Annotated in this window: 22 protein-coding genes and 1 tRNA gene; 11 read left to right on the top strand and 12 right to left on the bottom strand. The window is 53.3% G+C overall.

What is annotated here, in order from left to right:
- Positions 1-2 precede the first annotated feature (2 nt).
- The 9 genes from I5P96_RS02955 (at position 3) to I5P96_RS02915 (ending at position 9456) form a co-directional block, all read left to right on the top strand.
- On the top strand, positions 3-1133 hold the full coding sequence (locus I5P96_RS02955) for a restriction endonuclease subunit S (protein ID WP_223383030.1): 1131 nt from the start codon (positions 3-5) through the stop codon (positions 1131-1133).
- A gap of 15 nt (positions 1134-1148) precedes the next feature.
- Positions 1149-2201 carry a hypothetical protein gene (locus tag I5P96_RS02950; protein WP_223383029.1) on the top strand — a complete coding sequence of 351 codons (1053 nt, stop codon included), beginning with the start codon at positions 1149-1151 and terminating at the stop codon, positions 2199-2201.
- 51 nt (positions 2202-2252) lie between these two features.
- Positions 2253-2915, top strand: a complete 663-nt coding sequence (locus I5P96_RS02945; protein ID WP_223383027.1) for a hypothetical protein — start codon at positions 2253-2255, stop codon at positions 2913-2915.
- Positions 2912-4405: a class I SAM-dependent DNA methyltransferase gene (locus tag I5P96_RS02940; protein ID WP_223383025.1), complete on the top strand. Its 1494-nt coding sequence runs from the start codon at positions 2912-2914 to the stop codon at positions 4403-4405. Before I5P96_RS02945 ends, I5P96_RS02940 begins: the two co-directional genes overlap by 4 nt.
- 31 nt (positions 4406-4436) lie before the next feature.
- Complete coding sequence (locus I5P96_RS02935; RefSeq protein WP_223383023.1) at positions 4437-5423, top strand: Abi family protein; 987 nt, start codon at positions 4437-4439, stop codon at positions 5421-5423.
- A 733-nt stretch (positions 5424-6156) separates the two neighbouring features.
- Positions 6157-6621, top strand: coding sequence for a plasmid mobilization protein (locus I5P96_RS02930; protein WP_223383021.1), 465 nt, complete (start codon positions 6157-6159; stop codon positions 6619-6621).
- Positions 6622-6705: 84 nt separating this feature from the next.
- A complete protein-coding gene (locus I5P96_RS02925) occupies positions 6706-8193 on the top strand; it encodes a relaxase/mobilization nuclease domain-containing protein (RefSeq protein WP_223383717.1) in 1488 nt (495 codons plus the stop codon).
- A 12-nt stretch (positions 8194-8205) separates the two neighbouring features.
- On the top strand, positions 8206-9132 hold the full coding sequence (locus tag I5P96_RS02920; RefSeq protein WP_117506076.1) for a hypothetical protein: 927 nt from the start codon (positions 8206-8208) through the stop codon (positions 9130-9132).
- A gap of 48 nt (positions 9133-9180) precedes the next feature.
- Positions 9181-9456, top strand: coding sequence for a transposase (locus I5P96_RS02915; RefSeq protein ID WP_223383020.1), 276 nt, complete (start codon positions 9181-9183; stop codon positions 9454-9456).
- Positions 9457-9478: 22 nt separating this feature from the next.
- On the opposite strand, the gene I5P96_RS02910 is transcribed toward I5P96_RS02915, so the two are convergent.
- On the bottom strand, positions 9479-11950 hold the full coding sequence (locus I5P96_RS02910) for a glycoside hydrolase family 2 protein (protein WP_223383019.1): 2472 nt from the start codon (positions 11948-11950) through the stop codon (positions 9479-9481).
- Positions 11947-13359 (bottom strand): MFS transporter, encoded by a 1413-nt coding sequence (locus I5P96_RS02905; protein ID WP_223383017.1) that lies wholly within the window; start codon positions 13357-13359, stop codon positions 11947-11949. The genes I5P96_RS02910 and I5P96_RS02905 overlap by 4 nt, the downstream gene beginning before the upstream one ends.
- Positions 13360-13594: 235 nt before the next feature.
- Between I5P96_RS02905 and I5P96_RS02900 the strand changes: the two genes are divergently transcribed.
- Positions 13595-14650, top strand: a complete 1056-nt coding sequence (locus I5P96_RS02900; protein ID WP_223383015.1) for a helix-turn-helix domain-containing protein — start codon at positions 13595-13597, stop codon at positions 14648-14650.
- 19 nt (positions 14651-14669) lie between these two features.
- Here the strand turns inward: I5P96_RS02900 and I5P96_RS02895 are convergent, their stop codons facing one another.
- The 7 genes from I5P96_RS02895 to I5P96_RS02865 all read right to left on the bottom strand — a co-directional run bounded on the left by I5P96_RS02895 (position 14670) and on the right by I5P96_RS02865 (position 21588).
- On the bottom strand, positions 14670-14921 hold the full coding sequence (locus tag I5P96_RS02895; protein ID WP_223383014.1) for a DUF6061 family protein: 252 nt from the start codon (positions 14919-14921) through the stop codon (positions 14670-14672).
- 152 nt (positions 14922-15073) lie between these two features.
- Positions 15074-15159, bottom strand: a tRNA-Tyr gene (locus I5P96_RS02890).
- Between the two features lie 188 nt (positions 15160-15347).
- Entirely contained in the window at positions 15348-16733 is a 1386-nt protein-coding gene (locus tag I5P96_RS02885; protein ID WP_223383013.1) for an alanine/glycine:cation symporter family protein, read from the bottom strand.
- A 388-nt stretch (positions 16734-17121) separates the two neighbouring features.
- Positions 17122-17988 carry a carbohydrate ABC transporter permease gene (locus I5P96_RS02880; protein ID WP_223383012.1) on the bottom strand — a complete coding sequence of 289 codons (867 nt, stop codon included), beginning with the start codon at positions 17986-17988 and terminating at the stop codon, positions 17122-17124.
- Positions 17988-18944, bottom strand: a complete 957-nt coding sequence (locus I5P96_RS02875) for a carbohydrate ABC transporter permease (RefSeq protein WP_223383011.1) — start codon at positions 18942-18944, stop codon at positions 17988-17990. The genes I5P96_RS02880 and I5P96_RS02875 overlap by 1 nt, the downstream gene beginning before the upstream one ends.
- Positions 18945-19044: 100 nt before the next feature.
- Positions 19045-20487, bottom strand: coding sequence for a twin-arginine translocation signal domain-containing protein (locus tag I5P96_RS02870; protein WP_118553994.1), 1443 nt, complete (start codon positions 20485-20487; stop codon positions 19045-19047).
- A gap of 84 nt (positions 20488-20571) precedes the next feature.
- Complete coding sequence (locus tag I5P96_RS02865) at positions 20572-21588, bottom strand: LacI family DNA-binding transcriptional regulator (protein ID WP_097791384.1); 1017 nt, start codon at positions 21586-21588, stop codon at positions 20572-20574.
- A gap of 590 nt (positions 21589-22178) precedes the next feature.
- On the opposite strand from I5P96_RS02865, the gene I5P96_RS02860 reads away from it, so the two are divergent.
- Positions 22179-24614, top strand: coding sequence for a GH36-type glycosyl hydrolase domain-containing protein (locus tag I5P96_RS02860; protein WP_223383010.1), 2436 nt, complete (start codon positions 22179-22181; stop codon positions 24612-24614).
- A 66-nt stretch (positions 24615-24680) separates the two neighbouring features.
- Here I5P96_RS02860 and I5P96_RS02855 read toward each other — a convergent pair whose 3' ends face one another.
- Genes I5P96_RS02855 through I5P96_RS02845 form a run of 3 tightly spaced genes read right to left on the bottom strand, consistent with a single transcriptional unit; the run spans position 24681 to position 25632 of the window.
- Positions 24681-25007 (bottom strand): dATP/dGTP pyrophosphohydrolase domain-containing protein, encoded by a 327-nt coding sequence (locus I5P96_RS02855; RefSeq protein WP_223383009.1) that lies wholly within the window; start codon positions 25005-25007, stop codon positions 24681-24683.
- A 44-nt stretch (positions 25008-25051) separates the two neighbouring features.
- Complete coding sequence (locus I5P96_RS02850; protein WP_411703513.1) at positions 25052-25201, bottom strand: DUF1016 N-terminal domain-containing protein; 150 nt, start codon at positions 25199-25201, stop codon at positions 25052-25054.
- 17 nt (positions 25202-25218) lie between these two features.
- Positions 25219-25632 carry a bis(5'-nucleosyl)-tetraphosphatase gene (locus tag I5P96_RS02845; RefSeq protein WP_223383008.1) on the bottom strand — a complete coding sequence of 138 codons (414 nt, stop codon included), beginning with the start codon at positions 25630-25632 and terminating at the stop codon, positions 25219-25221.
- Positions 25633-25663: the final 31 nt, after the last annotated feature.

The raw sequence follows: 25663 nt of genomic DNA, 5'->3' as shown, positions 1-25663 counted from the left end.
ACGTGCAATATACAGAATATGAACTGGGTGAATTATTGCCATTTGAGCAACCAACAGCATATATTGTAAAGTCTACCGACTATAGCGATGCCTATGCCACGCCGGTTTTAACCGCAGGAAAGTCTTTCATTTTGGGAAAAACAAATGAAACCGATGGTATTTTTGACCAGTTGCCAGTCATCATTTTTGATGACTTTACAACTGCAACTCAATTTGTGAATTTCAGATTCAAAGTAAAATCTTCAGCAATGAAGATTTTGCATATTAACACCGATTTAGTCATTCCAAAGTATATCTTTTATCGTCTACAAATCATCCAGTTCGACCATAGCACGCATAAGAGGTATTGGATTCAATCTTACTCAAAAATTAAAGTGTTAATTCCCCCATTAGACGAGCAATCCCGAATCGTTACCCGAATCGACGAGCTTTTTTCTGAGCTTGACAAGGCTGTTGATACTCTTAAAACTACAAAAGAGCAGTTAGAGGTATATCGGCAGGCTGTGCTAAAGGAAATTTTTGATTCTGTCTCAACAACATCGGTTCATATAAAAGACGTTTGCTTAGATATAAAGGTTGGAATTGTTATAAAACCAACTCAATATTATGTTTCCGAAAATGGTGTTCCTGCTTTTCGCAATGCAAATGTTCGTAGAGGATATATTAACGATACTGACTGGGTGATGATTTCAAAAGAAGGTCACCAGCAAAATTGTAGAAGTGAAGTTCACACAAATGATGTTCTTATCTCACGTTCCGGAGCAAACTTGGGAATGGCATCGGTCGTTCCTGCGCGGTATAATGGATACAATGCAATAGATGTGGTCATTGCCGTTCCGGATATATCCAAAGTTATTCCAGAATTCTTAGCACAATACACCAATTCTCCGATGGGTAGAGCTATTGTAAAGAAAAATGAACGAGGTGCCGCACAAGGTCACCTAAATGTATCTGCTTATGCAAATCTTCCTATTGGTGTACCGGATTTGCAGGAGCAAGAAAAATTGGTAAAACAAATATCGGACAGGCTTTCCGTTTGCGATAGCATTGAAAAAACAGTTGATACCGCACTTGCACAGGCGGATGCAATGCGGCAGAGTATTTTGAAACAGGCGTTTGAAGGAACATTGTAAAAAGGAGTGAGTTTTGTGTCCTGTATTTATTACGGAAACCAAGAGGGATTAACCTATAATAAACGTGAACATGTTTTTCCGGCATCGCTGGGATGCAAAACAATGCTTCCCAAAGGATGGGTATCCGATCAGGCAAATGAGCTGTTTTCCCCTATGGAAGAAATTCTCACAAGACGTTCTTTGATTTCAACAGAACGTGCTCTTTTCGGGCCGGGGAAAAGGGGCTCTCTTACGACTAAAAATGCTGCTCAAAGCGACGTGTGCGTTGGCATAGATGAAAAGGGTGACCGCGTTCTCAGCTATATGGCGTTAGGTACTCCATATAATATTAGTCATTTTTGCCGCGGTGCAAAACAATACCGGATTTGTCTTGCAGTCAAGGATATGCCGGACGCGGCCTCCAAATTTATTTCGATCTTAAACCAATTCGGTGAACAAACGAAATATGTGACGCTCACGTCACAGGATATTTCACCAGACGAAGTTTTAGTCGGATATCACAAAGGAAAGTACTATATTGCGTTTCATCCCTCCAAGAAAGATTGCTATCATATCGAAAAGGAAATAAAAGTCTTTTTGTCCTATTCAGATGCCGTGCTAAATGTTAACAGTATGAGAGAGGAACAAACACACGTAAAAATGGGATTCCAGCTTCAGGAAACACCTGAAACGTCCAGAATGTGCGCAAAGATTTTGCTGAATGCAACTGCATATCTTTATGGAAAAGAATTTGCAGAGAGACCAGAATTTGATGAAGTCCGCGCATGGATTCTGCATGGAAATCATTCGGAGAAATTCTGCCGCCTTCCGAGCGCAGTAGAAGAAGCAGAAGTGCTCCACAAAATCGTACCAGAGAAATCGCACTGGTGTCAGTTTGGAATGATTCAAAATCAGTTTGTCGGAGTGCTATGTTTATATGGCTTTTGGCAATGGGTCATTCCTCTTGCACACTTCGATGAACCGCCCATCCATGAAGCGAATGCTTTTATATGTGACTGGAAAGATCAAAAAGATTATAAGTTGCTGGATTATATTTTAGAGCGCCAAGGTTTAGGTGCAAAAATATAAACAGTTATCATATAACCATACATTAAATGTCGTTAGAAGGAAGGCGTCAAAATGGATGTTTTAACTGGTCTTTCCAAGTTTTTTGAATTACTAAACGATAATAGCGGTGGTTTAACATTTCTTATTACGGTTGTTTATGTCGTTGCTACTATTGCTATTTGCATAGCAAACATTCAATCAGCGAATGCTTCCAAGAAACAGCTGGAAGAAATGCAAAAACAATATGCAGAGGAAAACAGGCCACATATTGAGGTTGAATTTCTATTTGAACGACGGTCATTCTACGGATTGCGCTTTATAAATCACGGAAAATCGACTGCGCAAAATGTTGAAATTCAATTAAGTGACGCTTTTATTGATAGTTTGGGAAGCACAAACTTTGCGGAGTTATTGAAAAAGCAAAAGGGAAAAAAATGTGTCATCGGCGTTGACCAGCACTATGACCTCTTCTTTGCAAATGATACCTATATTCAGATTCCAAACAAAGTGCCTGCAACAGGAACCATTTATTATGAGGATAATGGCGTAAATTATCAAAGTGAGTTCGATATTGATACGGAACACTATGCAACGATTTTCTCTTTTGAAAGCGATGAAGAAAAGCTTCTAAAAGAAATGAAAAATCAAACTGCTGAACTAAAACGAATGAAAGAAAGTATCCGGGCAATTGCCCAAAATACCAAACAATTTAATACAACTGAGGAATCTGAATGAGCGAACAATCTTCGAATATCATCTCCAAAGTATGGGGACTTTGCAATCCGCTGCGAGATGATGGTGTATCTTACGGCGATTATCTTGAGCAACTTACCTACCTGATTTTCCTGAAAATGTCCGATGAATACTCCCGCCCGCCGTATAAGCGAGAAACCGGCATCCCTAAAAGTTACACTTGGTCAGATATGAACACGCTCAAGGGCGCAGAGCTGGAAAATCAGTACCGCGCTATACTGGAGCGGCTGGGCGATGAGGGCGGCATTTTAGGGCAGATCTTCAAAGGGGCCGTCAACAAAATCAGCAATGTTTCCATCCTGTACCGCGTGGTGCAGATGATCGACAAGGAAAACTGGGTGTCCATGTCTTCCGATGTGAAGGGCGAGATCTACGAAGGGTTGCTGCAAAAGAACGCCGAGGACGTAAAAAGTGGTGCAGGGCAGTATTTTACACCCCGCCCGCTCATCAAAGCAATGGTGGCCTGTCTGCGCCCGGAACCGAAAAAGACGATTGCTGACCCCTGCTGTGGAAGCGGCGGCTTTTTCCTTGCTGCACAGGCGTTCTTGGCTGACCCAAAGAACTATGCACTCGACCGTACAGAGAAAGAATTCCTGAAAAACGAAACGTTCTATGGAACTGAACTTGTGGTCGCAACCTTCAAACTCTGTCTGATGAATCTGTATCTGCACAACATCGGTGACCTGTACGGCAAAGTCCCTGTCATGCGTGGGGATGCGCTGTTGTCTGACCCGGGTTATCGTGTGGACTATGTACTGACGAACCCGCCGTTCGGTAAAAAATCCTCCATCACCTTCACCAATGAAGAAGAGGAGCAGGAAGAAGAGGATCTGGTCTACAACCGGCAGGATTTCTGGACGACCAGCTCGAATAAACAGCTCAACTTTATCCAGCATATCAATACGATTCTGAAGCCGACCGGAAAGGCGGCCGTTGTTGTACCGGATAACGTTCTATTCGAAGGTGGTGCAGGCGAGATCATCCGTAAAAAGCTGTTGGACACCACGGACTTGCACACCATTCTCCGCCTGCCAACTGGCATTTTTTACAAGCCGGGTGTAAAGGCAAATGTGATTTTCTTCGATAAGCGTCCCGCCAGCCCAGAGCGTCAGACAAAGGAAGTCTGGATCTACGATTTTCGCACAAATGTTCACTTTACGCTTCGTCAGCATCCCATGACGGACGCTGACTTGCAGAATTTCATTCAATGCTATCATCCAGAAAACCGCCACGAACGCACAGAAACATGGTCACAGGAAAATCCAGAAGGCCGCTGGCGCAGATTCACGGTAGATGAAATTCTGGAACGTGATAAAACCAGTCTGGATATTTTCTGGCTGAAGGACAAGTCGCTTGCCGATTTGGACAATCTCCCTGCGCCGGACGAACTTGCCGCGGATATTATTGAAAATTTGCAGAGTGCTCTGGAAAGTTTTCAGGAATTGATGGGGCAACTGAAAAAGAACGATTGAACAGGATGTGAGCATAATCGAAAATTCTAAAATGAAACCGAAAAAGACTGCGGAAGAACTTGTTCAGATGCTCCATGATGAAAAAGGTATCCAATTTCATCTCATTTCAGAAGAACAGGCCGTAGAATGTTTTTCACAGAGAAACAATTATCTGCGCACAGCATCTTATCGAAAAAATTACCCCAAACATATTGCTGGCCCAAATGCAGGAAAATACATCCATCTTGAGTTTGCATATTTGACTGAGCTGTCTACACTGGATTTTTACCTAAGGGAGCTTCTTCTGCAAATGTGCATTGATGTAGAGCATGATTTGAAAGTTTCGCTTCTGCGTGAATTAGAAGAAAATCCGAGTGAAGACGGCTATGCAATCGTCCGTGATTTTCTTGCACAATACCCGGAGATTTTGGCAGCTATCGAACGAAAAACAGACGCCTCCTTTACAGGCGAACTAATTGAAAAGTATTTTGCAGTATGTTCTGTTTTCCCGGCACAGAGTCCGCAGGCGTATCTATCAACACGTATTTATGACGTTGATTGTCCAATGTGGGTTCTGGAAGAACTGATTGGATTTGGCGAATTTTTGCGTATGTACCGTTTTTATGCAGAACGAAATCCACAGTTTACACCACTGTTACCCCAAAGAGTTTTGAATCCGGTCAAAAGTTTGCGCAATGCTTGCGCGCATAATAACTGTTTGCTCAATGCGCTGTCTCGCACGAGCACAACAAGGCCATCACCTGAGATCTCGGCCTTTATTGCATCACTCGACAATATCTCAGCTGGTGAACGCCGCAGCAAATTGACAAGCCGTCCGATGTTTGAAATTGTCTGCTTGCTATATGCTTATAACAAAATTGTTAGCCCTTCCGTCAAAAAACGTCGGATAAAGCAACTCACTGAATTCGTAAACGGTCGAATGCAAAGGCATATAGATTATTTTGAAGGTCCAGAAGGAAACAAATTGATAGCAACTTCTTTTGAATTTCTGAAAAAAGTTGTTGACAAGTTGAATTAGTTCACATATAATATCATTGATATTAAAAAGAGTAATCTTTTGTGCGAGTGCCGTCACTGACGTCGCTCGCATTTTCTTTTGTTTAAGACGCTGTGTGGAGTTCCGATACCTCCCCGCAACACACCCGATTCATTTTGCCGCTGTTTCACCCGACAAAATCATCGCTGCGCTGCGCCTAGCTTTCTTCATACTGAACCTTGAATCCTTCATAAGCCGTCTGAACGTGATACCGTGCCATGACCTCACACTTTCCGTGAGCGAGCCGGACAACGCTGCTGCACAAACAGGGGCTGGAACTTCGTTCGGAGCAAACGGTGACCCCATTACATGAGCAGAGCCCCGCTACTTATTTTTTGCGTCTTAACAATTTGGAAACATTTGTTGAAAATGCGTTTTGAGCGCAGCGGTGGAGGGCAAGAACCGTCCCGTGGCCACAAATTTTCAATTCTTGAAAATTTCCTGTCCATCCGTGACTTCACTTCTCAAACTCTTGCGAGTTTTCCAAGTGATCTTGTTGGGGTAGCGCTTGTCGGGGCAACGCCCCTCCATCTGCTATCGCAGACCGCGCTGCCGCTTAAAAGCCCCACTGGGGCTTTCATTGCTCCGCTGCGCTTCGCAAACGCGGTCCCACCCCAAACCCTGCTCATGGTTCGCACCTGATGGTGCGAACAGCAACGGCGTGTCGTGTTTTACATAACTTCACCGAGGAGTTATCGAACAGACAGGAGGTACAATGACCAAAACGAATGTTCAACTGACCCCTAGCAATTCCCAGCACCACGACACGCCGAACAACAAAACGCACGTCATCAAGTTCCGTGTGACAGCGAAGGAAAAAGCGTCACTGGAACTCACTTGCAAACTCCTGAATCTCTCCCTCTCCACTTTTATCCGCCGCGCCATCCACAACGTCAAGATCGAGAAAACGGTCATCGTTGCCGGCGGCGGCGAAGAAACCCTGACCGCTGTTTCCACTTTGCTTGCTCAGTGCTGCAAGGTGGGCGGAAACCTCAACCAGCTTGCAAGGCACTTCAATTCCGGCGGTGCAGACACCGAGCAGATCCGGGCGAAAATCCTTGACGAACTTGCAGACCTGACCGCATTCCGGCTCCACGCCGAGAAAGTTCTGGGTGAACTGTATGGCAACGCTCAAGCATATCGCCTCAGTCGCAAGAGCAACTGCATTGTTCAACCATAAACCGCATATTTGCGACATACAATTCGATGTTGTTGCCAACGATTTGAATAATCGAATTGTAATAAAAACTCGGACTACACCGCCATCGAAGCGTACCTCGTTTACCAGCACGATGAGTTCACCGGAAAGCAACTTCTTGATGAACAGGGCAAGCCGAAGCTGCGGGAATCCTACCTGCTCAATACGCTTGAGTGTGGCGATTTCTCCTTTGCAACAGCCTGTCTGCTGGCAAACCGCAAGTATGGCAAGAACACCCAGCATGGTGATATCAAAAGTCACCAGTATATCATCAGCTTCGACCCACGGGATACAGTCGAAAACGGATTGACGATGGAAAAGGCACAGGCCCTTGGCCTGAAATTCTGCAAAGAAAACTTCCCCGGTCATCCCGCCATCGTCTGCACTCACCCCGATGGGCACAACCATTCGGGAAACATCCATGTCCACATCGTGATCGGAAGCATCCGAATGCGAGAAGTGGAACGCAAGCCCTATATGCAAAAGCCCCGCGACTGGTGTGAGGGTATGAAGCACTCCAGCACAGCCCAGACCATGCGGCACCTCCGTGTCGAGGTCATGGAGCTGTGCGAGGGTGCCGGACTGTACCAGATCGACCTGCTCAACGGATCAAAGGAGCGTGTCAGCGAAGCCGAGTATTGGGCACGCAGGCGCGGTCAGATGAAACTTGACCGCGAGAACGCAGCCCTTACCGCAACTGGACAGCAGCCCCGGCAGAAGAAGTTTGAAACCGTAAAAGATACCCTGCGGAAACAGATTTCTTCGGTGCTGTACCGTGCCACCAGCTTTGAAGATTTTTCTGATAGGCTTATGCAGCAGTACGGCATCACCGTCAAGGAAAGCCGTGGGTGTCTGAGCTATCTGCCCGCTGGCAGAACAAAGTTTATCCGAGCGAAACATCTCGGTGACAAGTTCGATAAGGCGGCAGTGTTTGTCACGTTGCAGGCAAACGCCGAACGCAAACCCAAGGCGCAGTTCAAGCAGGATACCATCGGGAAACTGATCGACATCCAGTCGAGGATGACCGAGGGCAAGGGCATCGGCTATAAGCGTTGGCTCACGAAACACAATCTCAAAGTTATGGCACAGACCGTGAAGCTTCTGCAGGAAAAGGACTTGACCGACGAGGACGCCCTGAACCAGCGCATCACCGAACTGGAAACCAAGTATCACGACTCGCTGGCGATGGTGAAAGACCTCGAAGGCCGCATGAAGGTCAACAAAGAGCTGCGCTATCACATCGCAGCCTACACCAACACCAAGAACATCGCACAGCAGTTAAAAGCTGCAAAACGACCCGCAGCCTTTGAAGAACAGCACCGTGCAGAGCTGACAGCGCACCGGGCGGCAGCAGCCTATTTTAAGGCAAACGACATCACCAAGCTGCCCAGCCCGAAAAAGCTGGAAGCCGAGTATGCGCAGCTTGCATCCGAAAAGGCAAAGTTCTACGAGCAGTACAAGGAAGCCAAGGAAGAACTGCTCAAACTGAAAACCGCAAAGCAGAATGTTGCGTCCTTTTTCCGGGAGGAAGAGCAGACGCAGCAGGAGAGATAAAGGAGTGTGCGTATGATCAATCTGAAAATCGACCCGGAGTTCCAGTCCCAGATCCCTCCTCTGACCGATGATGAATTTAAGCAGCTTGAAGAAAACATCCTCAAAGAGGGCAAGCTGCTCTCTCCTTTGATTGTCTGGGGTAATATCCTTATTGATGGCCACAACCGTTATGCGATTCTTCAGAAGCATCCGGAGATTTATTTCTCCACAATGCCACTCCCGTTTGAAAGCAGAGAAGAAGTCCTCGCTTGGATTTGTAAGAACCAGTTGGGGCGGCGCAATTTAACCCCGGAGCAGAAGTACTACCTGATGGGCAAACAGTATGAAGCCGAAAAAGCCGCGCACGGCGGTGATCGCAAGAGCCGCGATGCAAAATCAAGTTCGCTAAAAGCGAACTTGATCGACAACAGCAAAACCTGCGACCGAATCGCAGAAGAAAACGGAGTGAGCAAGGACACCGTTATCCGCGCCTCGAAGTATATGAAAGGCGTGGAGATTGCGGAAGAACTGATACCAGGCTTAAAGCAGAGCATCCTGTCCGGACAGACGAAAGTGTCCAAAGCTGATATGCACCGCCTTGCCAGGACGGCCTACCATGACCGGGCACAAACTTTGCAGGATATTCTGCACCCGGAGCTGAAGGTGGAACCGACGCCTGACGCTGACGGTGTGATCCGCGTTCCGGGCAAAGCGCCTGTCATGCCATTCCGAAAGTTTGAATCGGTTTACGACAGCGATGCTTACCCGGAGGATGTACGGTACGAGTATGTGGCGTTGGAAGAACTCACTACTCGTTTCCGTATTTCATTCAACTACCAGTTGGAGCAGATGCCCGATAATGCACAGCGTGATGTGATTCTGGAGATCATTCACAAGCATAAGGACTATCTTACTTCTCTGGAAGCCGCACTCGCAGATGTTAAAGACCAGACAGCATAACAACAGGCACATGGTATGCTGTTCACAGATGTCCAAAGGAGCGTGCGTTTGAACAAAAAGAAAAAGTCCACAAACACTTCCCCTTATCCCGATGAAGTCATTGACCGTCTGGCACGGGCATTCTACCCAGCTATCCTTGCCTGCTGGAACAGCGAGGAAGGCCAGCGGGAGTTTGCTGCATGGCAGGCGGAGCAGGCTCATCATACTACCAGCAAAGAGAAACAGAGCGTTCCCGACGGGGAACGCCCTGTTGTACATATTGCTATCGCATGTGGATTTTTCAGGGTGCGTCCTATTCGGGGGCGCACCCTGTTTTTGTTTTGAGCCTTCACCGGCTTTTTGAGCTTCAGCACTCTGCTTCCTGAATCAGGATCGTCAGCTGCTTCTGAACGCTGTCATCTGCTGTGACGGTCAGATGAATTTCGCCCGCAGCTTCTCCTGCACGGACCACCGCCATGCAGCAGCCGTCAAAGGTCTCGCTTTCCGGGGTGTCGTAACGTTCCTCGGAGCAGGGGTTTGCGCTGCCTACGGCTTCCAGAATGCCTGCACCCTCCAACTCCACCTTCAGGGTGTGCTTGGTGTGCAGATCTGCAGTGCTATTTGCATCCACGAATTGGATCATCACAAAGGCGGCATCCTCGCCGTTAGCTTGCAGGGTCTTACGATCTGCTGTAAGGGTCATCTGTGCATCCTGTGCGGTGCGCAGCGTGAACTCGCCGTCACACACACCGCCGGTATAGCCCACAGCCTTCAGCTCGCCGGGAGTGTAGGGCACGCTGTAGGTGGCGGTAAAATCCACCACGGTACGGCGACCCAGAGAAGCACCGTTCAGGAACAGCTCCACCTCCTCCGAGGCGGAGTACACATCCACCGAAGCCGTTTGTCCCTCAAAACCGGGCCATGTCCAACTGGAAAGGTTATCCTTGAACATCCAAGGCGTTTTGCTGGAGATCTGACCGTTGTGTTCCATTCGCAGCACTGCCAGATAAGGTGCCTTCCGCAGACCGTAAACGATCTCCCGCAGATAGCTGATGGGGCGGCGGTTGCCCAGCAGATCCAGATCTCCAATATAGGCGGTGCGTTCCGGGTAGATGCTGCTGAAATTGGCACCGCCATCGTAATGGAAGATGCCGCAGCCGGCCTCCCCCAGATAATCGTAGCCAGCCCATGTGAAGTCGCCGATCATGTGGGGGTTCTCCTCCACAATGCGCCACAGCCGCACGATGTCTGCCGGGTAGGTCTCGGTACCCAGCACTGCCTTGTGGGGGTGCAGCTCATGCTCCAGCACGTGGCGTCCGGTAAGGTAGTTCAGACCGATCACATCGCAAGAATCCTCGCAGCCGGACAGCGCCTCGGTGAGCAGGGGATGGGTGGCAAAGTAGTCCCCCTTTTCCCCGGACATCAGGCTCATAAAGCTGTTCAGAGCATTGCTGCCGCCGCCATCGCCGCCGGTTGGGCCGGGCTGTGCCGGGAACTTTCGCATCACATCCCCCATGATCTCCCGCAGACGGTAACCGGCTGCCATCAGACCGTTGAGGGCGTTGGTGGTGTAACGGGTGGGGTCCAGCTCCCGGAAGGTGTTGCAGAGCCGACGGTTGGTCTCTGCTCCGCTTTCCGAGCCCGCCTCGGAGATCTCGTTGCCCACACAGTACAAAATAACACTGGGGTGGTTGTAGTCCTTTGCCACCATCTTCTCGATGGTCTGCTTCCAGTCCTGCTCAAAGTACAGAGCATAGTCGTAGGGATTCTTCCGCAGGTTCCATACGTCGCTCAGCTCGTCCATCACCAGCACACCGTACCGGTCGCAGGCATCCAGCAGCGCCCGCCCTGCCGGGTGATGGGAGGAGCGGATGGCATTGAAGCCCGCTTCCTTCAGTTGACGAATGCGGCGCTCCTCGGCATCGGGCAAGGTAGCTGCACCCAGAATGCCGTTGTCGTGGTGGATGCAGGCACCCCGCAGCTTGACGGTCTGCCCGTTGATGCATACCCCATGCGCTGCATCGATGCTCAGGGTACGGATGCCGAAGCTGGTCTCTTCCCGGTCCAGTTCTTCCTCGCCCTCCAGCACCTGCATAATGCTGGTGTAGAGGTTGGGGCTCTCCGGGCTCCACAGAGCCGGGCTGTCCACGCAGTACCGGAAGGAGACGGTTCTGCTTTCGCCGGGCTGGAGCAGGAGGTTCTGCCGGTCGGTGAGCACTGCCGTGCCCTCCCGGCAGATGGTCTGCTGCAGGGTCACCCGTTCTGTAACAGTGCTGGCAGACTGCACCTGCGCCGTCACATCCAGCAGGGCAAAGCCCTCGCCCACCTCCCGGGTGGTGATACACACGGTATCCTGCGGCAGATAGACCTTGTTTCCCACCAGCAGCCGCACCGGGCGGTAGATGCCACTGCCGGTATACCAGCGGCTGTTGGGTTCCAGACTGTTGTCTGCAATGACCTTCAGCAGGTTGTCGGCACCATATTTCAGGTAGGGGCCAACCTCCACGGTAAACTCCGCATAGCCGTTCACGTTCCGGGTCAGCAGCCAGCCGTTCAGGTAGACCAGCGCCGTCTGGTATACGCCCTCAAACACCAGCGATACCGGCTTGCCTTGCCACGCCTGGGGTGCGGTGAAATGCTTCTGAAAAATGTACTCGCCGCCGGGGTAGAAACCGGTCTGTGCACCGTTTTTCGTGTCCGGGGTGCGGGCTTCGTGGATCATGGCATCGTAGGGCAGATGTACGGTTTTGGTCTGGGTATTTCCCAGAAAGGAATTCATCCGGGAATTGCCATCGCCCTTTTCTACTGTCCAATCTGCGTTGAAATTCTGTCGAATCATGCCTGTGCCTCTTTCTGGTGTTCAGCATCCCACTTCTTATTGGCTTTTTCCACATCAAGGAAAGCCAGCAGCACCGTGATAATGATGCCGATCACGAAGGGGAAGGTGATGTACAGGTTGAAGATCATCCGAATGGCGCTTTCGCTCTGGACCGTTGCGGTACCCACAAAGCCACCCAACTTCAGCAGCCAGCCCACAGCCGCAGTACCGATGCCGCCGCCGACCTTCACGCCCAGAGAGGAGCAGCTGTACATCATACCGTCCATGTGGATGCCGGTGGTGCGTGTGGTGTAGCCGCTGGCCTCAGCGATCAGGGCATTCAGAGAACCGCTGAGGGTACCTGCAAAGATGCCCTTGATGAACATGAACAGCAGGAACATGGAAAGGTTCTTCTGCATGGCAAAGTAGATCATGGGAATGCCCAGCACGCTGCTGATGGCGTAGCCCCAGAAGTTGACCTTCTGCATACTGCCGGTCTTTTTGATGAGGACAGGCGCAATGGCCAGTGCGATGATAACAGGGAACATCTTCATCATGGAGAACTGCCCCAGCAGGCTGCCATCGCCCCAGTAATAGGTGGCGCAGAACACACCGGCACCGGTGGTCAGGTTGCTCATGATATAGTACACGATGTAGATGGCAAGAATCATCAGGTAATACTTGTTGTGGATGAGGATCTTAGCGGTCTCGGCAAAGCCATGCTTTTTCTCCTCGGCAACTGCTTTGCCTTCCTCTGCGGCTTCGCTGGTGTTGCCGCTCAGTTCTTCCTCCGGCAGCTCTTTAACTGCAAGGCAGCTGATGGTGTTGACCACCAGACCAACGATCGCGAAGATCAGAGCCGTGGTACGCCAGCCTGCGGCACCGCTGCCGAACTTCTCCACCATGCCGGTAACGGCAAAGCCCATAAAGATGTTGGTGACGACCGCAAACATAAAACGGAAGGAGCCCAGCTGCACACGCTCATTGTTGTTCTTGGTGATCAGCGCCACCAGAGAGGAATAGGCAATGCCGTTGGCAGTATAGAACACTGCATTCAGTGCCGTGTACACGATGAAGAAGTAGATGTACTGCATGGTGGTGCTGCCAGCCGGGATGGCAAACAGCAAAAACAGGCAGAGGGAAACGCCTACCTGGCCAAACAGCATCCAGGGACGAGCCTTGCCCAGCTTGGAGTGGGTGCGGTCGATCAGGGTGCCAAAGATCACATCGCTGATGCCGTCCAGGACCTTGGAAGCCAGCATCAAAGAGCCGATGATGGCGCTGTCCAGACCCAGTGTTCCGGTCAGATAAAGCAGTACAAAGCTGGAAACCAGACCATAGGAGCAGTTAGAGGCCAGATCACCGGAACCGTAGGCCAGCTTCTGATACCATTTCAGATATTTTTTCTCTGTCGTTGCAGGTGCAGACATGGGGATTCTCCTTTCAAGATGTGCTGTATCATTCACGGCGACAGAATGCGTCTGTCGCTTTACATTTTTTCAAAAGCACTCTATAATAAAGCCATCGGCCGCACAGCTTTTACAGAATGTTTTTGTATTGTGCCTATATTTTAGCAATTCCGTTCACATTTCACAATGACAGCATCGTGTGCCGCATCCATCAGATTGTATCATATTCGCACATTACAGAAAAGGAGACGCTTTCATGAAACCGGATTCCACCAGCTACGAGAATATTTTGGAGGTTGAAAATCAGGGCAGTCAGCTCTCTACCTTCTACAAGATCATGTCCCCGGTGCAGATCACGCTGGAGTCCTGTACCGGTCTGGGGGAAACCGACCAATACAGCATTCAGATGTTCTCACCAAATGGCTGCTGGCTGCATGAAAACTCTATGGATGCTTTGTTCCGTGCGCTCAGCTCCCGTCCGCTGCACCGCCACGATTATTTTGAGCTGATGCTGGTGCTGGAAGGAGAGGTCATCCAACAGATCGAGGAAAAAGAATATCCCTACCGTGCCGGGACCTGCTGTCTGGTGAACCGCAGTATCCTCCACAACGAACGGTTCACAGGCCCCGCCAAGCTCTGTTTTATTGGTCTATCCGTAGATTTTGTCCGCAGCCTGACGGAATCTGCATCCCTGCAATTATTTGAAGCCGAGCGTCATCTGCCGGAAAATCCCGTTTTGCAGTTCATGCTGGCAAATCTGGGCCAGGACCTCCGAAAGGAATATCAGGATCTTTTCCCCACACCGGAAAACACCGATAGCGTTCAAACCCTGACAACGCTCATCGCCCGCATGACCCACATCCTGCACGAACCCAGTGCCGCCGCCACCTATTATTTGAAGGGCGCGCTTTGCGAACTGTTCGATTTTCTGTCGTCCGGGTTCTACGTCACCCCGGTTCACCTGAGCAGCAGCCCCGAAATCCTGCTCTTTCTGCGTATCAGCCGTTTGCTGGAGGATACCGACGGGCGGCTGCCTCGCAGTGAACTGGCACGGCTTTTGAATTACAATGGCAGCTACCTCAATTCCATCGTCCAGCGCCGCACCGGTCTGTGTCTTTTCGATTACGGCATGACCTTCTGTTTCCAGAAGGCTGAACGGCTTTTGCGGGAGACAACACTTTCCGTCAGCGAGATCGCCCTACAACTCAAATTTACCAACCGCACCCACTTCTACGAGCTGTTCCGGCAAAAGTACGGCATGACCCCGCAACAATGGCGCAAGATGCAGAAAAGCGCAGAGCACTCTGAATAAGGTGCTCTGCGCTTTTCTCTTAATCTTCTAACCCATGGCTCCCAGTTACGTTTTTCAAGTATTCTTCTAGATTGCCGTTCAGAATCAAATCCGCATAGCCCAGTGGGTCATTGTAAATAAGATAGTCCAGCTCCGCCCTCTGCGCCACGGTCACATCCAGCGCATCCTCGACCCTGGTGCAGTCAATGGAAATTTTTCTCCCATCTTGGAGAGTCAACTCCACGCACCCGGTATCCATGTTGAAATGGCAAGCTCTTGCATCGTACTTCATAATCATACCCTCCAAATCTTGTTATTGGCTTACGGTCTATGACAAGGTATCGGAGTTTTGCGCCGTCCACAGGAACCTTCGTTGTTGTACCCGAAGAAAACGAAAAATCCGAACCCTTCTCCAATCGGAAACAGGTTCGGATTTTTCTTGTTTGGTGGGCGCGGGTGGATTCGAACCACCGAAGCTGAAAAGCAGCAGATTTACAGTCTGTCCCCATTGGCCACTCGGGAACACGCCCAGATTCTGTTCACGTCCTTGCCGGACGACTCGTTTATTTTAGCAGACAAAAGCGGATTTGTCAACCGTTTTTTCGCATTTTTTCAGCTTCTTTTTTCGCGGACAAAAAAGCGGCGCAGCTTAGCGGAAATTCTCCGCTCCGGCTGCGCCGTTTTGCGAACGATTCATGGAGCGGGGCGTCTCCCCTGCTCAGGGTTCCAGATGTTTCCGGCGCTCATAGTCCCGGAGAGCCTCAATGGCCTCGCCGGAAAGCGGATAGAGCGCGATGAGGTTGAAGATGGTCATCAGGCCGATGCCCACATCGCCAAGGTCCCACACGACTGTGTAGGCCTGCACACCGCCCACCAGCAGCATCCCCAGCGCCAATACCTTATAAAGGGTCTGCCAGAGCCAGCGGTCCCCGAAGAGATACGCCACATTGGAGCGAGCGTAGAACAGGATACCGATGAAGGTGGAAAAGCTGAACAGCGCCAACGTCACAGCGATGAAGATGACGCCGAAGCTGCCCAGATGGTACTGCACCGCCGCCTGCAAGAGGTCCATGCCGGTCAGGCCCGCCGTGACGGATTCCGGGGCCAGCAGCATGACGAAGGCCGTGCAGCTGCAAATGACGATCGTATCAATGAGGACGCCCAGCGCCTGGACCAGCCCCATCTTGACCGGATCATCGCAGTCGGCAGCTGCGGCCGCACAGGGTGCCGAGCCGCTGCCCGCCTCGTTGGAGAACAGGCCGCGCTTGATACCGTTCATCAGAACGGCACCAAAGCCGCCCGCCGCCACCTGCCGCAGACCAAAGGCTTCCGAGAAGATGCTGCCCAGCACCGCCGGGAGGTGGGTGATATTGGTCGCGATGACATAAAGCGTCATCACAAAATAGCAGACCGCCATCACCGGCACGATGACGTCCAGGCTTTTCACGGTGGCGTTCTTGCGCAGCACGATGACTGCCGCCAGCACCACCAGTGCCACCGTCGTTGCAATGGGCGGGATGTGGAACGCATTCTTGAATGCCGAGCTCACCGAGTTGCTGATGACCTGGCTGATGCCGCACCAGCAGATGAGGCCCGACAGCGCGAACAGCACCGCGACCACCGAGCGCCGCAGCGGTTTCTTCCGCTTCCGCTCCGCCCACATGTGGATATAATAGGCCGGGCCGCCGCGCTGGCCGCCGTAGAGCGGATCGGGCTGTCGGTACTTCTGGGCCAGGGTGGATTCCACAAACGCGGTGGACGCGCCCAGCAAGGCCGTGACCCACATCCAGAACACTGCGCCCGCGCCACCGGCAGACACCGCCGCCACAACGCCCACCAGATTTCCCATGCCCACGCGGGTGGCCGTGGAAACGATGAGGGTCTGGAACGACGAAAGGCTGTCCCTGCTCTGGTTTTTCTCGCAGACGGCCGAGATCATATCCCGGAACAGCCGCACCGGCAGCAGACGCGTCCGCAGGGTGAAGAACACCCCCGCCGTGAGCAGCAGCACCACCATCAGCGAGATCCCCACGCCGCCCGCAATGGGCAGCACAAACAAATCGCCCCAGAGAAAACGATAGACCGTTTCAATCAAATGAATCAACTGGGTCTCCTCCTGTGTTTTATACTTCGTACTTTATTATACTGGTTCAGTTCAGTTTTGTAAATCGGAAAAAACAGCAGACAGCCCGGAGCAGGTCGTCTCCGGGCTGTCTGCTGTTTATGATATGGAAGGAGAATTCGGAACGGTCGTAATTCGTTTGCGTGCAGCCGTGCTGCATTGCCGATTGTAGGGAGATGGGCCTCGCGTTGCACGAATCGTTTGCCATGCGATATGGCGAATGCTCGTTTGGGGCTTTCGTGCGGGAAGCGGAAGCAGCGCCCTCTTGCGGTGCCCTGCATCCGCTTCGGCCCTTGGACGGGCCTCGCGTCTTGCAGACCGCTGCGCCAAAAATTTCTCCCTGTTTCTGCCGCTGGCAGTGGTCGAAATTTTAGCCTTTTACGCCGCCCAGTGCCACGCCGCGGACGATGAACTTCGAGAGCAGCAGGTAGACGATGATCACGGGCAGGATGGCGATGGCGACCATCATATACACCTTGCCCATATCGAACTTCAGGAAGTCTGCACTGCGCAGCTGCGCAATCAGGATGGGCAGGGTCTTCTTATCGGCGGTATCCAGGACCAGAGCGGGGATGAAGTAATTGTTCCAGCTGGACACGAAGGCGAAGATGGCCTGCACCGCCAGCGCGGGCTTCATGATGGGGAGCACGATCTTATTGAAGGTATAGAACTCTCCGGCTCCGTCGATGCGGGCCGCTTCCACGATCTCCATCGGCAGGCTGGCGTCGAGGTACTGCTTCATAAAGAAGAAGACGGCAGGCGCTGCGATGCTGGGGATGATGAGCGGGAGGAACGAGTTCTTCAGGCCCATCTTCGTGATGAGCTGCAAAAAGCCCAGGGCCGACACCTGCGTCGGCATGGTCATAATGAGCAGGATGATGGCGAACGCCACCTTCTTGAACCGGAAGTTGTAGGCATAAATGCCGTAAGCCGTCAGGGCCGAGAAGTAGACGCTGAGCGCAGCCGAACAGGCCGAGACGATCAGGCTGTTCCGCACACCGGTCAGCACCGGGATGTTCGCGTCGTTCAGCACGTTTTTCAGGTTGGTCATCAGGGATTTGCCGGGGAGCAGCGAAAAGCCTTTCTGGATCTCAAAGTGGGTACGGGTGGAGTTGATGACCAGCACATAGAAGAAGAACAGGCACAGAAAGCTGATGAGCACCAGCGCGATGTAGCACCCGGTGCGGCGGGCAGCCAGTGTGGCTTTTTCCGACTTTGTCGATGCAGTGTGAGCCATTACTTCTTTCCTCCTTTCAGAGCCTTGCGCTCTGCCTTGCTGCGGCCATCGTCTTCCCTGGTCAGGCTCACGTAAACGACGACGCAGAGCACTGCGCAGACGAGGAACAGCACCACAGACACCGCGCCTGCCATGCCGTAGTTCTTGCTGAACAGGTGGTTGTTCAGGTACATGATCATGGTGGTGGAGGTGCGGTCCGGGCCGCCCTTACCGTTGGTCAGGATCTGCGGCACATCGAACATCTGCAAGCCGCCGATCATCGAGGTGATCATGACGTAAACGAGGATGGGGCGGATGAGCGGGATGGTGATCTTCCAGAACATCTGGTTCGGGGTGCAGCCATCCAGCTCAGCGGCCTCATACAGGGTGGGGTCCACGCCCATGATGGCGGCCATCAGCATGATGGTGGTGTTGCCGAACCACATCAGGAAGTTCATCAGGCCGATCAGACCGCGGTTGCCCCAGACCGTGTTCAGGAAGCTGAACGGCTGCTTGAGGATGCCCATGCCCATCAGCGCCGCATTGACGGGGCCGTTGTCCGAGAAGAGGGCGAAGAACAGCATGGCGAACGCCGATGCCATGATCAGGTTGGGCATGTAGATGACCGTCTTGAAGAAGGTCTGGCCCTTCAGCTTGAGGCGCAGGTCGGTGAACCAGGCCGCCAGCAGCAGGGAGATGGCGATCTGCGGGATGAAGCCGATGATCCAGAGCAGCAGAGTGTTGCTGAAATATTTGGGCAGGTCTGTTGCAAACAGGGTCACGTAGTTCTTCAAGCCCACAAAGTTGGGTCCGATGATCTTCAGACCGCTGCGGTAATATTCAAAGAAGCTGTAATAGATGGTGGATGCCAGGGGGATCAGCTGGAATACCGCGAAAATGAGAAAGAACGGTGCGATGAAGATGTAGCCCCATTTCGCGTAGCTGATCGACCCTTTCTTTTTTGTTTTCTCTCCCATGTGACTGCCTCCTGACGGATGTTTCCGAAAAAAAGGGAGCGGGCGGGGCACTGCGCCCGGCCCGCCCCCCTGATCTCAGTTGTGTGCGAGTGCGTCTGCCTTATGCGGGCCAGACAACGTCGGTCAGCTCCGGATACTTCTCCTTGATGGCGGTCTCGAAGTTTGCCTTTGCGGTATCTTCATCCACGTTGCCGGTGAAGTAATCCTTGAAGGCGGTCTGGAAGCTCTCGTTCAGGCCCTGGTCATACGGGCCGGCGTTGGACATGTCGATCTTCTTGGCTGCCTCTGCGAACAGCGCGATGTGGTTCTGGCCGCCCAGGAAGTCGGACTTGTAATCGCTGCTGGCGATCTCTTCCATGGCCTTTTCGTTGTTGGTGTAGTCCTGGGTATCCAGAGTGATCTGCTTCATGATGGCCTCATCGCAGGTCAGCTTCTGCATGACATCCTTGATGGTGTCGAGGTTGTCGCTGCCGGCTGCGCCGCAGATCCAGGTACCGCCCCAGTAATACGGCTGAGGGCCTTCGCAGACTGCGTAGTCACCGTAGATGCCGTTGCCGACCTCTTCCTTGCCGCCCTCAGAAGTAGGCGTCTCCAGAGAGTTGCCCAGCAGGGTGAAGTTGATGCCCCAGGTGGAGTAGAAGAAGCCGAAGACCTTGCCGTTGGGGCCCTGGTCGGATGCCCACTGGCTGTCCCACAGGCTGGACTTGTTGTTGTAGCCCTTGTCGGTGTACTCCTTGGTCTGATCGACCCACTTCATGATGTTCTCATCGACGGTGACGGTGGTGCCGGTGACCCAGGGCGCTGCCACGTTGTTGGAGAAGGTGCGGTATGCATCATCGAAGCCGGACAGCATCTTGTAGCCCTTGGCAGATGCCTGTGCAGCGACGTCGTTGAACTTGTCCCAATCGGACAGGTAGGTCTGGACTTCGGTGGGATCATCGGTGCCCAGAACATCCTTTGCGATGCTGCGGCGGTATGCGAACAGGCCCGGCGTTGCCTGCCAGGTGGTGCCGCGCTGGCTGCCATCGACGGTGACGATGTCCTTGGTGTACTGATACTGACCCGCCAGGTCGGCGTCGGTCAGGCCGATGTCCTTCTTGACATCCAGAACGTAATCGGAATCGACATACTTCAGCGCGTAGTCGGCCTCGATCAGGAAGATATCGATCTTATCATCATCGGCTGCGGAGTCCTGGCTCAGCAGGGCCTCGTCCAGCTTGTTCTGATAGTTGTTGTTCTCGTTGGCATTGATGGTCCACTTCACGGTCGTGCCATCCTTCAGGGTGGTGGTGGACTTATCCGATGCGATGGCGGAGACTTCGGGGTAATAATCGTTGAAGCGGCTCTGGAATTCGTCGTTCCAGCACCAGATGTTCAGCACCTTGCCCTGTGCGGCAGGCCCGGCTGCGGCAGAAGAAGCGGCTGCAGAGGAGGCTGCGGTCGAGCTGGCAGTGGAAGAACTGCCGCCGCATGCAGAAAGCGCTGCGGTGATGGCGACTGCACCAGAAGCGACCAGGAAATTACGACGCGAAATCTTTCTCATAGTAGAAAACCTCCTTCAATGGTTCTCATGCAAACGAAATCCGATTTGTTTTATCAAAGCTCCGGTCCGCCCGGAGCCGAGGAACTAGGTTTGGGCCGGTCGGCCGACGGAGTCGCCTTCCAGCAGCTTGCCGGTCACGAGCAGCTGCTCGGCCAGCGTCACACGCGGGTGCTCGATCATCTGCACCAGCTTGTCTGCGGCGGTGCGCCCCAGCATCATGGTGTTCTGCTGGTAGGTCGCCAGCTGCGGCTTCATGACGCGGGAGAGGTAGATGCCGTCGTAGCCCATCACGGAGATGTCCTCCGGGATGCTCAGCCCCGCCTCCGCGATGGCATTGTAGCCGCCCATGGCAGAGAAGTCATCGGGGAAGAGGATGCAGGTGGGCCGCTGCGGAAGCGCCAGCAGTGCTTTCGTTTCCTGTGCGCAGCGGGCGGCGTCGTGGTAGATGCCCTCCCGCACATACACATCCGGAACTTCCAGCCCCAGCTCATCGCAGCTCTTGTAGAAGCCCGCCAGACGGTTCTCGGTAACGGCGGTCCGCTCGCCATGGATGAAAGCGATGCGGCGGTGGCCCTGACTGTATGCCGTGCGGACCAGCGCCGAAAGGCCGGCCACGTTGTCCGAAAGGACTGCCATCCGGTTGTTGAACACATGGTCGATCGTGACGACCGGCACATCGCTGTTCACCAGCTCGATCACCTGCGGGTCTGTGAAATCCACACAGGCGATCACGGCTCCGTCCACCCCGCGGTAGTGGCAGTGCTCCAGATAGGTCATCGTCTTGCCGCCGAGGTTCCGGTTGATAAAGGTGATATCGTAGCCCAGCTGCTCGACCCGGACTTTGAAGCTGTCCAGCACAGCGGAGAAGTATTCGTGTGCCAGGCCGCTCTGCCGTTCGTCCACGAACAGGACGCCGATGTTATAAGTACGGTTGGTCTTCATGGAGCGGGCCGCCATATTGGGAACATAGCCCATCCGGCGAGCCGCCTCCCGAACACGGGTGCGGGTGGCCTCGGAGATATCCGACTGGCCGTTGAGCGCCTTGCTCACCGTGGCCACCGAGACCCCGCATTCCTGCGCCAGATCTTTCAGGGATGACATTTCGTCGTCCTCCTCTCAGGAACCGATTGGCTCTGAACGAATCCTAAATCGTTTTCGCAACTTCAATATAGCGCATTTCGCATCAAAAATCAAGCGCAAACGAAAATCTTTTGTGTCGATTGCCATGATTTTGGCGGTTTGTTCGATTTTCGGCGAATCAAATTATGCAGTTTGCTCTATTTTCGCTCTCTTTCGCTCATTTTCGAATATTTTTTCGCTTCCTGCTTTCGTATCAGTGGGGACATTCTGGCAGGATCTTATTATTACTTTAGAATGGGGATTTTCGTTCCCAGTTTGGAGCCTGTGGGCCGGTTCTAAAAGGCGCAGCGCTTCCCCCGCCCCGCCTGCTTCACATGAAAAAAGTTCGTTCTCTCTTCAAAATCATTACAAAATCCTTACAATTTCGCCGAAATCAGCTTCCTGCCCGGTGCGTTGTATATTTCATAAAACCACTTGAATTTCGCTGTGGAATCGGTTATGCTTAAAGCAGCGTAATCGTTCTCTCTTTTCTTGCAGCGCGTTCTTAATCGTTTTCGCTTTTCTGATGGTTGCAGCGCGTTTCCTGTTTTTGCAAAGGAGGAACTGATCGTATGAAATTCGGACATTTTGATGATGTGCATCGGGAATACGTGATCGACACGCCCCGCACGCCCCTGCCCTGGATCAACTATCTGGGCAGTGAGGACTTCTTCAGTCTGGTGTCCAACACCGGCGGCGGCTACAGCTTTTACCGGGATGCGCGGCTGCGCCGCATCACCCGTTACCGCTACAACAACTCTCCGCTGGATATGGACGGCCACCGCATCTACATCAACGACGGCGGCACGATCTGGAACCCCGGCTGGCAGCCCACCAAGACCGAGCTGGACGCCTACAGCTGCCGCCACGGTCTGGGCTACACCATCCTGACCGGTGAGAAGAACGGCATCCGCGCCCAGCAGGAGCTGTTCGTCCCGCGCGGCGACGCCTGCGAGATTGACCGCCTGACGCTGGAAAACAAGACCGGCACCCCCCGCACGCTGGATGTGTTCAGCTACGTGGAGTTCTGCCTGTGGGACGCCATGGACGACAGCTCCAACTTCCAGCGCAACTTCTCCACCGGCGAAGTGGAGGTCGTGGGCAGCGCCATCTACCATAAGACCGAGTACCGCGAGCGCCGCGACCACTACGCAGTGTTCTGGGCCAACACCCCGGTCACCAGCTTCGACACCGCCCGCGACGCCTTCTGCGGCGTATACGGCGGCCCCGCCGAGCCGGAAGCCGTCAAGGCGGGCCGCTGCTCCAACAGCATCGCCCACGGCTGGGCCCCGGTCGGTGCCCACCACTTCCACCTGACCCTGGAAGCCGGGGAGACCCGGACCATCCTCTTCGGTCTGGGCTATATTGAGAATCCCATGGACGAAAAGTTCACCGCCCCCGGCGTCATCAATAAGACCCGCGCCGAGGCCATGATGGCCCGCTATGCCACCGACGCCCAGGTGGACGAGGCCCGCAGAGCGCTGGCCGACCACTGGGACAAGCTGCTCTCTACCCTGCAATTGCACTCCGGCGACGAGAAACTGGACCGGATGGTCAACCTGTGGCACCAGTACCAGTGCATGGTCACCTTCAACATGAGCCGCTCGGCCAGCTACTACGAAAGCGGCATCGGCCGCGGGATGGGCTTCCGCGACAGCTGCCAGGATCTGCTGGGCTTCGTCCACATGATCCCGGAGCGCGCCCGCGGCCGCATTCTGGATATCGCCGCCACCCAGTTCGAAGACGGCAGCGCCTACCACCAGTATCAGCCTTTGACCAAAAAGGGCAACCGCGATGTTGGCACCGGCTTTAACGATGACCCGCTCTGGCTCATCGCAGGCACCGTTGCCTATCTCCGCGAGACCGGCGACTGGTCCATTCTGGACGAGTCCGTCGCTTTTGACAACGATGTGAGCAAGGCACAGCCTCTCATGGAGCATCTGCGCCGCAGCTTCCGCTTCACCCGCACCCACCTCGGCCCCCACGGCCTGCCCCTCATCGGCCGCGCCGACTGGAACGACTGCCTGAACCTGAACTGCTTCTCCGAGCACCCCGGCGAGAGCTTCCAGATCACCGGCCCCAGCGAAGGCCCGGTGGCCGAAAGCGTTTTCATCGCGGGCATGTTCGTCAAGTACGGCAGCGAGTACGCCGACCTGTGCGACCACCGCAGCCTCCCGGAGGAGGCCGCCGAGGCCCGCGCCGCCATCGCGGAAGTCGAGCAGGCCGCTCTGACCGCCGGCTGGGACGGTGCCTGGTTCCGCCGCGCCTACGATGCCTTCGGCCAGCCCATCGGCAGCAAGGAATGCGACGAGGGCCAGATCTTCATTGAGCCGCAGGGCATGTGCGTCATGGCGGGCATCGGCAAAACGACCGGTCAGGCCGAGCAGGCGCTGAGGAGCGTGGAAGAGCGGCTCGACACCCGGTACGGCGTCGTTCTGCTCCAGCCCGCCTACACCACCTACCGCCTCAACCTCGGCGAGATCTCCAGCTACCCTCCGGGATACAAGGAGAATGCAGGCATCTTCTGCCACAACAATCCGTGGATCAGCTGCGCCGAGACTGTGCTTGGCCACGGCGACCGCGCCTTTGAGGTCTACAAGAAGACCTGCCCCGCCTACATCGAGGACATCTCGGAGATCCACCGCACCGAGCCGTATGTCTACAGCCAGATGGTCGCCGGCATCGACGCCCCGACCTTCGGCGAGGCAAAGAACAGCTGGCTGACCGGCACCGCCGCCTGGACCTTCTTCAACGTCAGCCAGTACATCCTCGGTGTGCAGCCCACGCTGGACGGTCTGAAGATCGACCCCTGCATCCCACACACGCTGCCCGGCTTCACCGTCACCCGCCGCTACCGCAGGGCCGTGTACCACATCCGGGTCGAGAACCCCGACGCCGTGCAGAAGGGCGTGAAGCGCGTCACCGTCAACGGTTCTCCCATCCTCGGCAATGTGCTCCCCATCGCCGCCCCCGGCGAAACCGTGGAAGTCACGGTGGTCATGGGATAAGTTTTGGATAGACAAACCCCCGGCCAGAGAGACGAACATCTCTGGCCGGGGTTTTTTTGCGCTTTCTTACCAGCGTGTCATATTCTTTTCAAACTTGGCGGTATACGCTTCTTTCAGTTCCCGCCCACTGATTCCATAACACAGCAGGACATCGTTGTAATACATGAGCACATCCGCCATTTCTTCCACAAGATGCTGCCGTATCGCTGCATCCTCAACAGCAGTTCTGTCTCCGTTTTTCTTGATGATGTCGATGACCTCTCCCACTTCACCGAGCATCCACAGCAATTTATGTTTGCCCGCTTCCGGGCCGATCAGCTCCCACTTGTCTTTGTATTTTTCCTGTAGGGCCTGCTGCATTGCAAGCATCTCTTCTATCGTAAAATCGCCCATTCGCTCCTCCGTAAATTCAATCACACTTCTCGTTTCACCCAGTGTCAGGTAAACCGTTTACTGTCCATTTGACGTTCCAATTCGCGTTTTGAATAATGTTCTTTTACACAAAGAGAAAGATAAAAATGCCGTTCTTCTGCGGATTTGGAACCAGACATAATCAGCAGATGATTCGCCCAGCTGACTTGTGTCACCAGTGGTGACACAAAGACTATCGTTCTCCCCCATCCAAAAACGCATCTGCCTGCCGCAGTATTTCACGGGTCGAATCAAAGGTCAATGCTTCCACGGCGTTTTCAAACGGCAGCCATTGAATTGCTCTGACCTCTTTCTCCTGCGCTCTCGCATCCGTATGCTCTGCATATGCCAGAAAGAGCACCACGGTTTTCATGCAGTCCATCCTGGGAGAATACGCGATGGTTTTCCGAAACCCTTCCACAAACTCCACTTCGAGGTTGGTCTCTTCCCGTATCTCCCGTATCGCTGTTTCATGTTCCGATTCATCTTGTTCAACATGGCCTTTGCAAAGGGACACATGCCCTTTCTGCATCTGCTCCACAAGGTAAAGCCTCATTCCATTCTGCACGGTATAGATCACTGCACCGCAGCTTTTTTCGTATTTCATTGCGAAGTGCTTCCTCTCAGCCGCCGTATTG

The organism is Faecalibacterium prausnitzii, assembly GCF_019967995.1.
In the GTDB taxonomy this organism is placed as follows: domain Bacteria; phylum Bacillota; class Clostridia; order Oscillospirales; family Ruminococcaceae; genus Faecalibacterium; species Faecalibacterium prausnitzii_E.
The sequence above is the reverse complement of the archived record's forward strand: the minus strand, read 5'-3'. Positions and strand labels throughout refer to the sequence as shown.